General features: G+C 71.9%; 16 protein-coding genes and 1 tRNA gene. 3 read left to right on the top strand and 14 right to left on the bottom strand.

Going from position 1 to position 14265, the window contains the following annotated elements; all coding sequences use genetic code 11:
* The first annotated feature begins 222 nt into the window (after positions 1-222).
* From ACTJI1_RS18595 to ACTJI1_RS18585, 3 genes are read left to right on the top strand one after another with little or no spacing between them, the layout of a single operon-like run.
* Positions 223-1437: an epoxide hydrolase family protein gene (locus tag ACTJI1_RS18595; RefSeq protein WP_440743767.1), complete on the top strand. Its 1215-nt coding sequence runs from the start codon at positions 223-225 to the stop codon at positions 1435-1437.
* Between the two features lie 12 nt (positions 1438-1449).
* Positions 1450-2391: an alpha/beta hydrolase gene (locus ACTJI1_RS18590; protein ID WP_440743766.1), complete on the top strand. Its 942-nt coding sequence runs from the start codon at positions 1450-1452 to the stop codon at positions 2389-2391.
* Positions 2381-3418 carry a redoxin domain-containing protein gene (locus tag ACTJI1_RS18585; RefSeq protein WP_440743765.1) on the top strand — a complete coding sequence of 346 codons (1038 nt, stop codon included), beginning with the start codon at positions 2381-2383 and terminating at the stop codon, positions 3416-3418. Before ACTJI1_RS18590 ends, ACTJI1_RS18585 begins: the two co-directional genes overlap by 11 nt.
* A gap of 24 nt (positions 3419-3442) precedes the next feature.
* Here ACTJI1_RS18585 and ACTJI1_RS18580 read toward each other — a convergent pair whose 3' ends face one another.
* The 14 genes from ACTJI1_RS18580 to rpmA all read right to left on the bottom strand — a co-directional run bounded on the left by ACTJI1_RS18580 (position 3443) and on the right by rpmA (position 14259).
* Positions 3443-4279: a DUF1206 domain-containing protein gene (locus ACTJI1_RS18580; RefSeq protein WP_440743764.1), complete on the bottom strand. Its 837-nt coding sequence runs from the start codon at positions 4277-4279 to the stop codon at positions 3443-3445.
* Positions 4276-5055 carry a phosphatase PAP2 family protein gene (locus ACTJI1_RS18575; protein WP_310129053.1) on the bottom strand — a complete coding sequence of 260 codons (780 nt, stop codon included), beginning with the start codon at positions 5053-5055 and terminating at the stop codon, positions 4276-4278. The genes ACTJI1_RS18580 and ACTJI1_RS18575 overlap by 4 nt, the downstream gene beginning before the upstream one ends.
* A gap of 140 nt (positions 5056-5195) precedes the next feature.
* Positions 5196-6026, bottom strand: a complete 831-nt coding sequence (locus tag ACTJI1_RS18570) for a response regulator transcription factor (protein WP_440743763.1) — start codon at positions 6024-6026, stop codon at positions 5196-5198.
* A gap of 30 nt (positions 6027-6056) precedes the next feature.
* Positions 6057-6689 carry an MEDS domain-containing protein gene (locus tag ACTJI1_RS18565; RefSeq protein WP_440743762.1) on the bottom strand — a complete coding sequence of 211 codons (633 nt, stop codon included), beginning with the start codon at positions 6687-6689 and terminating at the stop codon, positions 6057-6059.
* 146 nt (positions 6690-6835) lie between these two features.
* Positions 6836-6908: transfer RNA gene (locus ACTJI1_RS18560), tRNA-Ala, on the bottom strand.
* Between the two features lie 93 nt (positions 6909-7001).
* On the bottom strand, positions 7002-7316 hold the full coding sequence (locus tag ACTJI1_RS18555; RefSeq protein WP_440743761.1) for a zf-TFIIB domain-containing protein: 315 nt from the start codon (positions 7314-7316) through the stop codon (positions 7002-7004).
* Positions 7317-7381: 65 nt separating this feature from the next.
* Positions 7382-7759 carry a ribosome silencing factor gene (rsfS, locus tag ACTJI1_RS18550; protein WP_310129048.1) on the bottom strand — a complete coding sequence of 126 codons (378 nt, stop codon included), beginning with the start codon at positions 7757-7759 and terminating at the stop codon, positions 7382-7384.
* A gap of 61 nt (positions 7760-7820) precedes the next feature.
* Entirely contained in the window at positions 7821-9299 is a 1479-nt protein-coding gene (locus ACTJI1_RS18545; RefSeq protein ID WP_440743760.1) for a hypothetical protein, read from the bottom strand.
* Positions 9296-9898, bottom strand: a complete 603-nt coding sequence (gene nadD / locus ACTJI1_RS18540; protein WP_310129045.1) for a nicotinate-nucleotide adenylyltransferase — start codon at positions 9896-9898, stop codon at positions 9296-9298. Before nadD ends, ACTJI1_RS18545 begins: the two co-directional genes overlap by 4 nt.
* 11 nt (positions 9899-9909) lie before the next feature.
* A complete protein-coding gene (locus ACTJI1_RS18535) occupies positions 9910-10146 on the bottom strand; it encodes a hypothetical protein (RefSeq protein ID WP_310129043.1) in 237 nt (78 codons plus the stop codon).
* Between the two features lie 54 nt (positions 10147-10200).
* Positions 10201-11481: a glutamate-5-semialdehyde dehydrogenase gene (locus ACTJI1_RS18530; protein ID WP_440743759.1), complete on the bottom strand. Its 1281-nt coding sequence runs from the start codon at positions 11479-11481 to the stop codon at positions 10201-10203.
* Positions 11482-11490: 9 nt separating this feature from the next.
* Entirely contained in the window at positions 11491-12336 is an 846-nt protein-coding gene (gene proB / locus ACTJI1_RS18525; RefSeq protein WP_440743758.1) for a glutamate 5-kinase, read from the bottom strand.
* Entirely contained in the window at positions 12333-13913 is a 1581-nt protein-coding gene (gene obgE / locus ACTJI1_RS18520; RefSeq protein ID WP_310129039.1) for a GTPase ObgE, read from the bottom strand. The genes proB and obgE overlap by 4 nt, the downstream gene beginning before the upstream one ends.
* Positions 13914-14001: 88 nt before the next feature.
* Complete coding sequence (rpmA, locus tag ACTJI1_RS18515; RefSeq protein WP_064108854.1) at positions 14002-14259, bottom strand: 50S ribosomal protein L27; 258 nt, start codon at positions 14257-14259, stop codon at positions 14002-14004.
* Between the last annotated feature and the right edge of the window lie 6 nt (positions 14260-14265).

The raw sequence follows: 14265 nt of genomic DNA, 5'->3' as shown, positions 1-14265 counted from the left end.
GTTGTCGAAATCCTAGTCGGCGGCGCTTTCCGTCCGCTGCGAGACGCGCTCGGCGGATGAAGGGGTTCACACATGCACCCTGCCGCTGCGGGGTTCCCCCCAATTCCGTGTCCGGCGGGGACGGCGGTGGGGGTTTCCCGGATGCCGCGGGCGCCGCGCCCGGTCCAGTCTCGGACCGCGGCGGCCGACCGGCCGCCGGTCACGCGACCCAGGAGCCCGACCATGACCATCGCCGAACCCCGCCCGGACGCCGACAGCTCCCCCGCCGCCGTCCGCCCCTTCACGTACACCGCCTCGCAGGACGAGCTCGACGACCTCCGGCGCCGGATCCGCGCCACACGCTGGCCGGAGCGCGAGACCGTCGACGACACGTCGCAGGGCGTCCGCCTCGAGACGATGCGCGCGCTCGCCGAGTACTGGGCCGAGGACTACGACTGGCGCGGCGTCGAAGCCCGGCTGGCCGACCTCCCCCAGTTCACGGCGGAGATCGACGGGCTCGACATCCACTTCATCCACGTGCGTTCACCCCACGAGGACGCCCTTCCGATGATCGTCACCCACGGGTGGCCCGGCTCCATCATCGAGCAGCTCAAGATCGTCGGGCCGTTGACCGACCCCACCGCCCACGGCGCGGACGCCGCCGACGCGTTCCACCTGGTCATCCCGTCGCTTCCCGGGCACGGCTTCTCCGGAAAGCCGACCGCCACCGGGTGGGACCCCATCCGCATCGCCAAGGCCTGGGCCGAGCTCATGACCCGGCTCGGCTACGACCGCTACGTCGCGCAGGGCGGCGACTGGGGCAACGCGGTCACCGAGCAGCTCGCGCTGCTCACCCCGCCCGGCCTGATCGGCATCCACACCAACATGCCGGCCACGGTGCCCGACGCGATCCAGCAGGCGCTGGATGCGAAGCAGGAGCCGCCCGCCGACCTGAACGACGAAGAGCGCGGCGCCTGGGACCAGCTCGCCTTCTTCTACGCGCACGGGCTCGCCTACGCGCAGGAGATGGGCAACCGCCCGCAGACCCTCTACGCCCTCGCCGACTCCCCCGTCGGCCTGGCCGCGTGGATGCTCGACCACGACGCCCGCAGCCACGACCTGATCGCCCGCGTCTTCGCAGGCGGCTCGGAGGGCCTCAGCCGGGACGACGTGCTCGACAACGTGACCCTGTACTGGCTCACGAACACCGCCGTCTCCTCCGCGCGGCTCTACTGGGAGAGCAAGCTCGCGTTCTTCGCCCCGAAGGGCGTGCCGCTCCCGACCGGGGTCAGCGTCTTCCCCGACGAGATCTACGCCGCTCCGCGGACGTGGGCGACGGCGGCGTATCCTCACCTCATCCACTTCAACCGGCTCGACCGGGGAGGGCACTTCGCGGCCTGGGAGCAGCCGGAGCTGTTCTCGCAGGAGATGCGCGCCACCTTCCGGTCGCTGCGCTGAACCGGCACGGACATGACCGAACTCCGACAGGTGGATGCCGGCGACCTGAACGTCGGCTACACGGACAGCGGACCGGCCGACGGCCCCGTCGCGCTGCTGCTGCACGGCTGGCCGTACGACCTCCACAGCTTCGACGCCGTGGTGCCGCAGCTCGTGGACGCCGGGTTCCGCGTCGTCGTGCCGTCCCTCCGCGGGTACGGGACGACGACCTTCCGGGATCCGTCCGCGTCCCGCAACGCGCAGCAGGCGGTCTTCGCGCTGGACGCCGTCGCCCTGCTGGATGGGCTGAGCGTCCGGTCGGCGGTGGTCGGCGGCTTCGACTGGGGCGCGCGCACGGCCAACATCCTCGCGGCACTCTGGCCGGACCGCTGCCGCGCCCAGGTGACCGCGAGCGGCTACCTGATCGGCAGCCGCGCGGTGAACGCGCAGCCGCTGCCGCCCGCAGCCGAGCTCGCCTGGTGGTACCAGTTCTACTTCGCCACCGAGCGCGGCCGCCTCGGCTACGACCAGAACCGCGTCGAGTTCGCGCGGCTGATCTGGCACACCGCCTCCCCGGGGTGGGACTTCGACGACGACACCTTCGCCCGCTCGGCGGAGTCGTTCGCGAACCCCGACCACGTCGACATCGTCATCCACAACTACCGGTGGCGGCTCGGGCTCGCGGAGGGCGACCCGGCCTACGACGAGCTGGAGGACCGGCTCGCCGCGCGGCCGCCCATCGCGGTGCCCGCCATCACGCTCGAGGGCGACAGGAACGGCGCGGCGCATCCCCCGGCGTCCGCGTACCGGTCCGCCTTCACCGGACCGTACGAGCACCGGGAGGTCGGCGGCGGCGCCGGCCACAACCTCCCGCAGGAGCGGCCGGAGGTCTTCGCCCAGGCGATGATCGACGCGGCGCGGATGGCGGACGAGCGCGACGCCGTCGCAGCGGGCGAGGTGCGTCATGGCGGATGAGCGCGAACGCGGGCCGTTCCGGTCCCTGGCGCACCGGCTGGCGGGCGACCCCGAGCGGCTGCCCGACGAGGGACGCCTCCCCGGCTTCTCCCGGGCCACCGGCTGGCTGAACAGCGAACCCCTCACCCCGGAGGGGCTGCGGGGCCGCGTCGTGCTGGTCGACTTCTGGACCTACACGTGCGTCAACTGGCTGCGCACGCTGCCCTACCTGCGGGCCTGGCACGACAAGTACGCGGCATCCGGGCTCACGATCGTCGGCGTCCACACCCCCGAGTTCGGGTTCGAGCACGACCGGACCAACGTCACCGCGCGGACCGCCGCGCTGGGCGTCCGCTACCCGGTCGCCGTCGACGACGACTACGGGGTGTGGGAGGACTTCGCCAACCACTACTGGCCGGCCCTCTACCTCGCCGACGCCGACGGGAGGCTGCGGTACCACCACTTCGGCGAGGGCGAGTACGCGCGCACCGAGATGATGATCCAGCGGCTCCTGCTCGACGCCGGGGCGGCGGACCTCGACCTCGACCTCGTCATGGTGGAGCCGGCGGGGGTCGAGGTGGCCGCCGACTGGCGGGACCTCCGTTCGCCCGAGACCTACCTCGGCTACGGGCAGAGCAGCGGGTTCGTCGCCGAGTCGCCCGACCGCTACGACCGCCCGTGGCCCTACGAGACCCCGCGCGAGCTGCCGCTCAACGGCTGGGCGCTGTCCGGGCGCTGGACGCAGACCCGCGCAGCGGCCGTCCTCGACGAGGCGGGCGGCGGACTGGCGTACGCCTTCCACGCGCGCGACGCGAACCTGGTGATGGGTCCGGCCGCGGGCGAGCCCGGCATCCCCTTCCAGGTGCTGCTGGACGGGCATCCCCCCGGCGACGCGCACGGCACCGATGTGGACGCGGACGGCCGCGGGACGCTCGACCGCCAGGACACCTTCCAGCTCATCCGGCAGACCGGCGGCATCGCCGAGCGGGTCATGGAGGTGCGATTCGAGCGGGCGGGCGCGGAGGCGTACTGCTTCACCTTCGGGTGACGGGCGGCAGGTCCCCGTCCGTCGTCAGAACCGCGCGATCCACGCCCGCAGAGCGTTGTACGCGCCGGAGGCGATCAGGCCGGAGCCCGTGGCGATGAGGAGCACGTTCCCGAGCGGCAGCGTCAGGAGCGATGCGAACGCACCGTAGAGGCCCGACGCCGCGTCCGGGTGGACGGTGACGGCGGCCACGACGAACAGCACGCCGGCGACGACGAGCACGAAGCCTTTGGCGATGTAGCCGACGACGCCGAGGACGGAGACGACGGTCGCCATCCCCGTCAGCTCCGGGACGTCGATGTCGCGCAGGAAGCGACGGCGCACGCCCTTGACGACCAGGTAGCCGCCGATCCCGACGATCGCCAGCCCGACCAGCACGAGCAGCGCCGCGCCTCCCGGCAGCGCCAGGATGTGGACGCTCATCACCCGCGTCGACGAGCTGGCGTCATCGTGGTGCCCCTGCGCGACGCCCAGTGCTGTCAGGGCCAGCGCAGCGTACGCGAGCGCCTTGCCGACGTTCTGGAGCCGGCGCGCCCAGAGGACCGACGGCTTGCCGCCCCGCATGGCGGCCGCCTCGATCACGAGCCACGCTCCGAGGGAGAACAGACCGACCACGCTCACCCACAGCAGCACGACGCCGCCGGGCAGCTGCGCGAGCTGCTCCATCGCGCCCGACTGGTCGGCGTCGGCGAAATGGTTGACCCCGAGCTGGATGGCGAGCGCGCCGAGCAGCACCTGCACCAGTCCGCTCGCCGCGAAGCCGACGCGGGCGAGGACGTGGAAGACGGTGCTGTCGCGTGCGCCGCGGGCGACCTCGCGGACGCGTTCGCCCGCATCCGCACCCGTGGAGCCGCCGCCGCTCACGTGCCGTCCACCTGCGGCTGCGAGAGCTCGCCCTCGATCTTCTCGCCCTCGACCCGCACGGTGCGGCGGGTGTCGAGGGCGATCACGCCTCCCACGACGGCGAGGGACAGCGCGACGGAGCTCGTCGTGTCGCTGATCCAGTGGTAGCCGAGGTAGAGCCGACTCGCGACCTGCAGCACGATCAGGGCGGCGGCGACGACGAACGCCACGACGGTGAACCAGCGCTTCTGCATGCGGCTCGCCAGCAGGAACGCGAGGAGGAGGAAGAAGTCGGAGGCCCCGAGCACGTGCCCGGACGGGAACGAGTACGTGTGATCGGGCTCCATCAGCATGAGCGACAGCGGCGGCCGGGGGTGCCGGATGAGCGGCGCCAGGATCAGCGCGAGCACGACGCCGGTCAGCATCCCGGCGCCCAGCAGGAGGGGCCGCCAGACGTGCCGTGCCGTCACCGCCCACACGATCACGGTGATCCCCACGATGAAGGGCATGGCGACGGGGCCGAAGATGATCGCAAGGACGGTCATGAACCCGGTCGTCTCGGCGGACCGCTGCGCGTTGAACCAGCGCTCGACCGGCAGATCCAGCCGCTCGTAGCCGGTGTGCGTCATGACGTTCACCGCGAGGATCACGAACGCCGTCAGGCCGACGGCCACCAGGACGACGGACGTCAGGTACAGACGCCGCCGGGCCTCGGCGGGGAGGTAGCGCTCCTCGACGACGAACCGTCGGTTCCAGTCGGACAGGCGGCTCGGACGAGCGTCAACGGCTGTGGGCACAGGATTCGGGCCTTTCGGGAGGGCTGCACAGGCGACCCGTCATACGGGCCCCATGCACTGTACGCGCGATCCCGCTCGCGGGGAGAATCGCGACGGCCTCCGGTATTCGCGGGGCCCGGTCGGAGGCGGCCGCCCCGGGCTCAGGCGATCCCGTGCCGCAGCGCGTACGCGGTCGCCTCGCTGCGCCGGGCCACGCCGATCTTGCGGTAGAGACCGGTGATGTGCCGCTCCACGGTCCGGTCGCTCAGCCACATGACCGCCGCCATCTCCTTGTTGCTGAGTCCTTGCGCGAGCAGACCGAGCACCTCCAGCTCGCGGCGCGTCAGGTTCGGTGCGTCGACGGGATGCGCCGCCTCCCTCGCCGCGTCGCGTGCCACCTCGCGCGAGGCCTCCTCGATGCGCCGGGAGGCCGCCCCGAGCACCGGGCCGACCTCCTCCACCAGAGACCGCAGGACCCGGCTCTGACGCTCGAGCGCCTGCTCCGCCTCCCGTCGCGCATTCTGCTCGGCCGCAAGCCGGCGCGCGGTGTGCAGGGCGATGGCCGCCTGCCCGACCGCCACGCGCAGCAGGTGGGTCTCCCGCTCCGTCGGGAAGTCCGGCCTCGCCGCCGAGACGGCGATGAGCCCGGTGCCCCACGGGAGGGTGAGCGCCAGCGTGGTCATCCGAGCGAGGAGCGGGGGCTCCGGCGGCGAGCCTCCTGCCCGGACGGCCGTCGTCTCGATTCCGCTGTCGATGGCCGGCGCCTCCGCGCCCGTGCCGTCGACCGCCCGGACGAGCTGCCCGGGCGGCTCCGCGCCGGTGGGACGCCACGACTCCAGCGCCGGCCCCCCGTCGAAACCGTGGAAGCGTGCGTACGCCGCATCCAGCCGCAGCATCCCGGTGACGACGCTCAGCAGGCCGTCGGCGATCTCGGCCGGCGTGTGATCCACCCACAGCGACGGCAGAGCTAGGAGCGCGCCGAGGTCGCGCATCCACGTCCGCTCCTCAGCGCCCATCGCCCGTCAGCCGCCGCTCCCGGTCGCGCGCTCGTCGAGGAACTCGGACGGCGCCACGAAGAACGGGTTCTGCTGCAGGATGCCGCCCACCAGCACCATCGGATGCGTGCGCAGGATGTCGATGATGAACGCCCCGTCGAACCGCGAGGTGTCGTAGATGCAGATGACCACGTGCCGGTGCCGGGCGTGCACGAAGTTCGCCCGCGCCTCGAACTCGATCAGCCGCTGGGCCGCTCCCCGGTCGGACGCCGCCCACCCCATGTCGGCGAGCAGGCGGATGCGCGGCGTCGCCGCTCCCCGCAGCATCCCGTCGAGCTGCTGGAGCATGTCGTCCTGGTCGAAGTCCCCCGTCCGCAGGTACGTATCCGCCCAGGTGCGCACCTCGGCCCGGCCCTCGGCGAGCAGCGCGACCGGGTCGTAGCCGAGCCGGCGCAGGCGGACTCGCGGGGCTCCGGGGGTGGCCGTGTCGACGAAGTAGAGCAGCCGGTCACCGCGGTCGACGCCGTCGCGCACGAACGGGTCGAGCACCGCATCCGCCTCGGCCTGCCCGTTCACGAAGGCGCAGACATGGCGATAGGGATCGAGCACGCCGCCCGCGAAGGTGACGGCGTCCGCCCCGTGTCCGTTCTGCATGGTCATGGTCGACATCCACCCCGTCGGAGGCTAACGCAGCGTCCGGAAGCCGCACAACGCCGACTCTGCGCCCGGCCACACGAAAGAACCCCCGGCCGGAAGCGGAAGAGCTTCTGACCGGGGGTTTTCGGTGGACCGACGTTGTTTTCGAGTGGATCTGAGGGGACTCGAACCCCTGACCCCCTGCATGCCATGCAGGTGCGCTACCAGCTGCGCCACAGACCCGGACGCTGCTCGTCCGGACCTTTCGGACCGGCCGGAACAACTCGTCCAGCGTACTACATCGTGAGCTTCAGAAAAAACTGAGCGGCGCTCGCCTCAGTCGAAGAGCTCGCTGAGCCAGTTCTCGCGCTTCTTCTTGTACGGACGCTGCCCGTACGGCGCCTCGTCGTACTGCGGCCGGCCGTACTGCGCTTCGCGGTGGTCGCGCTCGCGGTACCGGGCGTCGTCGTACGCCTGCGCCGGCTGCGTCGAGGCGGTCGGCGGCGCGGACGGCAGCGTGCCCGCCCGGTCGATGATCTTGTCGAGCTCTCCGCGGTCGAGCCAGACGCCCCGGCACTCCGGGCAGTAGTCGATCTCGATGCCGTGGCGCTCGCTCATGACCAGGGTCGCGTTGTCGGTGGGACACTTCATGCGTCCATCCAAGCGGCCGACCATGAGAGGGTTCTCAGGCGAACCCGCGAGAAGCCTGGGAGCGGCTACTCCGCCGTCTCGTGGACGGGGAGCTCGATCGGGAGCACCGGGCAGTCCTTCCACAGGCGCTCGAGCGCGTAGTACATCCGGTCCTCCTCGTGGAAGACGTGGACGACCAGGTCGCCGAAGTCCAGGAGCACCCAACGGCCCTCGGCCTTGCCCTCGCGGCGCAGCGTCTTGACGCCGGCCTCGTTGAGCTTGTCCTCCACCTCGGAGGCGATGGCGAGCACGTTCCGCTCGACACGACCGCTGACCAGCAGGAACGCGTCGGTCAGGGGCAGCGGCCCGGAGACGTCGAGGGCGACGAGATCCTGGCCGCCCTTCGAGTCGGCGGCGGCTGCTGCCACCTGCAGGATCTCGCGGGCGTGCGGGGATGCGGTCACGGACGGTCCTCCGGTCGCGTTCGGTACGTCAGGGTGGAAAGGGATGCGAGGGCGCGAATGATCAGAACACCTTCAGGACGTAGGCCGCGACAAGCAGCCCGATGACACCGACCGCGAGCACGCCCGCGGTCACCATGAGGACGACGGGGAGGGCGTTGCCGCGCTTCTTCGGCGGGGTGATGACACCGCGCGTCGACGTGTGCGTGCTGATCGCGCGGGACGCGCGGACGGGCTGCACCTCGGACGTGTTGAACTCGTTCTCCTCGCCGTCGAGCAGGCGGTCGATGTCGGACGAGTCGATGCGGTCGGGATGCGCGCCGGTCGCGCCCATGCCGCGGGGCAGGTCGATCGATCCGGTCACCAGGATCTCCCCGGTGCTCGTGAGCGGAGCCTTGGTGTCCGGCTGCGGGATGACCGGGAGGATGAGCGCGTTGGTCGTAGTCGCAGCCGTGGACTGCGCGACGTTGCGCGTCGTGATCGGCTGGTTCTGGTCCTCCAGCTCCGCGGCGGTCGACCAGTGGCCGGTCGGCGGAGTGAAGGGACGGCGCTCCTGCGCCGAGGTATCCTCGGCGGGCTCCTCGGGGGCGGCCACCGCGGCCGGCTCCTCCGGCGCATCGGACGCGGGCTTCGCCGCGATCGGCGCCCCGAAGGCGGCGAACGGCGAGGTCGGGCTCTGCGTCACCGTCGGCTCGTCCTGGGCGGAGCGGGATGAGGTCGGAGCCGTCTGGGCGGACGAGGGAGCGAAGGACGCGAACGGCCACGACGACTTCTCGTTCGACGGCGTTCCGGCGGGGGCGGGGATCGAGGTCGCCGCGGTCGCGGTGCCCTCGGTCGCCGCGGTGCCGTCGGACGACGTGTCGGCCTCAGCCTCCGCCGATCCGCCCTCGGGGCCCGAGGTGAAGGACACGGGGAAGACGGCCTCGCCGGGCGCAGGCGCGTGGTTGGCCTGGGCGTTCGCCTCCTGGGCCTGCAGCATCGCGCGCAGCTCGCGCCGGGTGAGCGTGCGCTCGCCCGTCGGCGTCTGAGTCGACGGAGCCGTGGCGCCAGCCGCAGGAGCCTGGGCCGGCTGAGCCGACTGAGTCGCTTGGGCCGACTGGGCCGGCTGCAGGATCGCCATGGGCTGGGTCACCGGCTCGGGCTGCGACGGGTCGGGAGACTGGCGGAAGAAGTCGAAGGCGTCGCGGGAGGGCGACGTGACGCCGGGCTCGGCGAAGGCGCTGGCCGGGATGGCCGGGCGCTCGTCCGCGGGGGCCGCGGCTTTGGCGGTCGGCACGGCCGGGGCCTCGTCGACGCGGGTCTCGTCGGCCTGTGCCTCCTCGACGCTGGGCTCCTCGACACGGGCCTCGTCGGCGACGGCGTCGGTCTCGACCGGCCGCTCGTCGCGGGGTGGTGCCGTCGTGGTCATCTCGGGGATCTGGCCGCCGGGCGTCGGCTCGGACGTGCCCGCGCGGCGCGCTGCAGAGCGCTCGAACTCCCTCGCCTGTCGCCGCGTCTGCGCCTGCGGCTGGCCCGTCGGCGGCTGTTCAGGCCACGATGTCATGCCACGCTCCGATACAGATGGTGTTTGGAGATGTACTGAACGACCCCGTCCGGTACCAGGTACCAGACCGGGAATCCCCTGCTCACCCGGCTCCGGCAATCGGTCGACGAGATCGCCAGGGCCGGAACTTCCAACAAGCTTACGTCTTGCTCCGGCAATCCAGAAATACTCAAGTCGTGTCCCGGACGACTCACAGCTACGAAGTGCGCGAGTTCCCAGAGCTCGGTGACGTCGCGCCAGCTGAGGATCTGCGCGATGGCGTCGGCGCCCGTGATGAAGAAGAGTTCGGCATCCGGACGCTCGCGGTGCAGGTCACGCAGGGTGTCGATCGTGTAGGTGGGACCCTCGCGGTCGATGTCCACCCGGCTCACGGTGAAGCGGGGGTTGGATGCGGTCGCGATCACGGTCATCAGGTAGCGGTGCTCCGCCTCCGTGACCGGACCCTTCTGCCACGGCTGGCCCGTCGGGACGAAGATCACTTCGTCCAGGTCGAACGACTGCGCGACTTCGCTGGCGGCGACGAGGTGGCCGTGGTGGATGGGGTCGAAAGTGCCGCCCATCACGCCGATGCGCGGCCGGCCCGTCTCCGTCAGCTCCATGCCCGGGCGGCTCAGTGCCCCTGGGTCGGGTGGCCGGTGCCGTGGTGCGTGGCGCCGGGGGCGCCCGCGTGGGCCGCCGCGTCGGGGGCCGACCGGTGGCTGTGCCGGTTGGCGACGTCCTTGAAGCTCCACGCGACGAAGGCGAGAGCGATGAACAGCGCGATGGCGATCGCCCCGAACGCCCAGGTGGGCATCGGCAGCTCGACGTGGGTCTCCGCCTCGGCGAGGACGGTCGTCAGAAATGACATCGTGCGTAATCCTTTCTCCGGGCCGTGAGGCCCGCTGTCGAGTCTAGCGGTCGCCTACGCGCGGATCTGCCCGGACCCGCGGACGATCCACTTCGTGCTCGTCAGCTCGGGGAGGCCCATCGGTCCGCGTGCGTGCAGCTTCTGGGTCGAGATGCCGACCTCGGCGCCGAAGCCGAACTCGCCGCCGTCGGTGAACCGGGTGGAGGCGTTCACCATCACGACCGCGGAGTCGACCTCGGCGAGGAACCGCTCGGCGTTCGCCAGGTCGTTCGTCACGATGGACTCGCTGTGCTGCGTCGAGTAGCGGCGGATGTGCTCGATCGCCTCGTCGAGGTCGTCCACGACCTTCACCGAGATGTCGAGGCTCATGTGCTCGGTCGCGTAGTCCTCGTCGGTGACCGGCACGGCGTCCGCGGCGAAGGGCAGGGCGCGCTCGTCGGCGTGGATGGTCACCCCCGCGTCGCGCAGGGCGCTCAGCACCGGCGGCAGCAGCCGGTCGGCGGCCGCGCGGTGCACCAGCAGCGTCTCGACGGCGTTGCAGACGCTGGGCCGCTGCACCTTCGCGTTCCGGACGATGTCGACCGCCCAGTCCTCGCGCGCGGACTCGTCGAGCACGACATGCACCACGCCGGCGCCCGTCTCGATGACCGGCACCGTGGACTGCGTGACGACCGCCTGGATGAGCTCCGCGCTGCCGCGCGGGATGAGCACGTCCACGTACCCGCGCGCCGTCATGAGCTCCCCCGCGCCCTCGCGGCCGAAGTCGTCGATGGTCTGCACCGCGTCGGCGGGGAGGCCCGCGGAGGCGAGCGCCTGCTGGATGACGCGGACGAGCACGCGGTTCGTCTCGATCGCCGCACTGCCGCCGCGCAGGACCGCCGCGTTCCCGCTCTTGATCGCGAGGGCCGCGATGTCGATGGTCACGTTCGGCCGCGCCTCGTAGATGACGCCGACGACACCGAACGGGACCCGCACCTGCGTGATCTGGATGCCGTTGGGGAGCGCGCTGCCGCGGACCGCCTGGCCGACCGGATCGGTCAGCCCGACGACCTCGAGCACCGCGTCCGCCAGCCCCTGGAGGCGCGCCGGGCTCAGCGTCAGCCGGTCGAGCAGGCCGGTGGTCAGGCCGTTCTCACGCCCGTTGGCCAGGTCGAGCTCGTTCGCGGCGAGCACGTCGGCCGACGCCGCGAGCACGCCGTCGGCGATGGCGCGGAGGGCGCGGTTCTTCTGGTCCGTATTGGCCGTCGCGAGAGCGCGGGACGCCGTCTTCGCGGCCTCGAGGCGCTCCTGCAGCGACAGGGTCGCGGCGGGCGCCGATTCGGTGATCGAGGACATGCGTCGATTCTAGGACGCGGCGGCGTCGGCGGGGGTGGACGCAGTGGGGGTGGACGCAGCGGCCGCACCGGACACGGGCGCGGGTGCGAACCAGGTGCCCACCTGCTCGCCCCGCAGGGCGCGCGAGACCAGGGAGGTCGCCGTCAGCACGACCGCGGTCCCGCGCTCGGCCGCCTGACGGGCGGCGGAGACCTTCGTGACCGCTCCCCCGCTGCCGACGCCGGAGAGGCCGGTCGAACCGATCTCGACGCCGTCGAGCTCGTCGTCCCACCCCACGTACTCGATGCGCGCGGCGCCGGGCTCGTGCGGCGGCTTCGTGTACAGGGCGTCGACATCCGACAGCAGCACCAGCAGGTCGGCGTCGATGAGCAGTGCGACCAGCGCGGCGAGCCGGTCGTTGTCGCCGAACCGGATCTCGTGGGTCGCGACCGTGTCGTTCTCGTTGACGATCGGCAGGATGCGCAGGTCGAGCAGCCGCTCCATCGCCCGCTTGGCGTTGCTGCGGTGCGTCGGGTTCTCCATGTCACCGGCGGTCAGGAGCACCTGGCCCGCCACGATGTCGTAGCGGTCGAAGCTGTCCTGGTAGCGGTAGATCAGCACGTTCTGGCCGACCGCGGCGGCGGCCTGCTGCGTGGGCAGGTCGGTCGGGCGCTCGGTGAGCGACAAGTACGGGATACCCGTCGCGATGGCGCCCGACGAGACGAGGACGACCTGCGTGCCGCGGCCGTGGGCCTCGGCGAGGGCGTCGACCAGCGGCGCGATCTGCCCCGCGTTCTCGCCGCTGATGGACGAGGAGCCCACCTTGACGACGATCCGGCGGGCGGAGGGGATCTGGCTGCGGTCGTCGATCGTCATCCCTCGCTGGTCTCCCTGTCTGCGCTGGCGCTGTCGTCGCGCACGTCCGCCTCGCGGACCGCGTTCTCGTCGTAGCTGTCGTCCGCCCAGAGACCGGCGGCACGCTCGCGCTGGAGCTCCTCGCGGGCCTCGGCCTTGGCGTCCATGCGCTCGAAGTAGTCCTCGCGGCGCTGCGCGCGGGTCGGGCGCTGATTGGTGTCGAGCCGGGCGTCCGTTCCGCGGGGCGCCGTGATGAGCTCGGCGGTCGAGGTGAGCGTCGGCTCCCAGTCGAAGACGACGCCGTTGTTGCGGCCGATGACCACGGTGGAGCCGGCGACGGCTCCGGCGCGGACCAGCTCGTCCTCGACGCCCAGCTTGGCGAGGCGGTCGGCGAGGTAGCCGACGGCCTCGTCGTTCGCGAAGTCCGTCTGAGCGACCCAGCGCTCGGGCTTGGCGCCGAGGATGCGGTACACCGGTCCGTCGGTGCCGCCCTCGACCTTGACCACGAAGCCGGAGTCGTCGACGGCCTTCGGGCGCATCACGATGCGCGGCCGCGCCTCTTCGAGGGCCGCCTGCTCGGCACGGGCCGTCTCGACGATCTCGCCGAGCGCGAAGGACAGCGGACGGAGGCCCTCGTGGCTGACCGTCGAGATCTCGAAGACGCGGTAGCCGCGCTGCTCGAGCTCCGGCCGGACGAAGTCGGCGAGCTCACGCGCATCCGGCACGTCGATCTTGTTCAGCGCGACGAGCTGCGGGCGCTCCAGCAGCGGCGTCTGGCCCTCGGGCACCGGGTAGGCGGCGAGCTCCGCGAGGATGACATCCAGGTCGCTCAGCGGGTCGCGGCCCGGCTCCAGCGTGGCGCAGTCGAGCACGTGCAGGAGCGCCGAGCAGCGCTCCACGTGGCGGAGGAACTCCAGGCCGAGACCGCGTCCCTCGCTCGCGCCCTCGATGAGGCCGGGAACGTCGGCGACGGTGTAGCGCACGTCGCCGGCCTGCACGACGCCGAGGTTGGGGTGCAGCGTCGTGAACGGGTAGTCGGCGATCTTCGGCTTCGCGGCGGAGAGCGCGGCGATGAGGCTCGACTTGCCGGCGGACGGGTAGCCCACCAGGGCGATGTCGGCGACCGTCTTCAGCTCGAGGCGGATGTCGCCCTCCCAGCCGGGAGTGCCGAGCAGCGCGAAGCCGGGCGCCTTGCGCTTCGGGTTGGCGAGGGCCGCGTTGCCGAGGCCTCCGACGCCGCCGGGGGCCGCGACGAAGCGCATCCCCGGCTCGGTCAGGTCGGCGAGCTCGTTGCCGGCCTCGTCCTTGACGACCGTGCCGACCGGGACGGCCAGCTCGAGGTCTTCGCCGGTGTGGCCGCTGCGGTGGTCGCCCATCCCGAAGCCGCCGTTCTCGCTGGAACGGTGCGGGTGGCGGTGGTAGCCGAGCAGCGTGGTGACCTGCGGGTCGGCGACCAGCACGATGTCGCCGCCGTTGCCGCCGTTCCCGCCGTCGGGGCCGGCCAGCGGCTTGAACTTCTCGCGCCGGACCGAGACGCACCCGTTGCCGCCGTTTCCGGCGCGCAGATGCAACGTCACGCGATCAACGAACGTCGCCATGGTGCTTCTCCTACTGCTGTTTAGTGCTCAAACGGCGGATGGGCGGGCCGAAGCCCGCCCATCCGGAAGGTGTTGCTCGTGGTGAGGCTCAGGCCGAGGCTTCCACGATGTTGACGACCTTGCGGCCGCCCTTGGTGCCGAACTCGACCGCACCGGCGGCGAGGGCGAAGAGGGTGTCGTCGCCGCCACGGCCGACGTTCACGCCGGGGTGGAAGTGGGTGCCGCGCTGGCGGACCAGGATCTCACCCGCGTTGACGGTCTGGCCGCCGAAGCGCTTCACGCCGAGGCGCTGAGCGTTGGAGTCGCGGCCGTTGCGAGTGGAGCTCGCTCCCTTTTTGTGTGCCATGGTGTC

The sequence above is a fragment of the Leifsonia sp. 22587 genome, assembly GCF_052044215.1.
Classification (GTDB): domain Bacteria; phylum Actinomycetota; class Actinomycetes; order Actinomycetales; family Microbacteriaceae; genus Leifsonia; species Leifsonia shinshuensis_C.
Note: the sequence above shows the minus strand (reverse complement) of the source record. Positions and strands in the feature narration are given on the sequence as shown.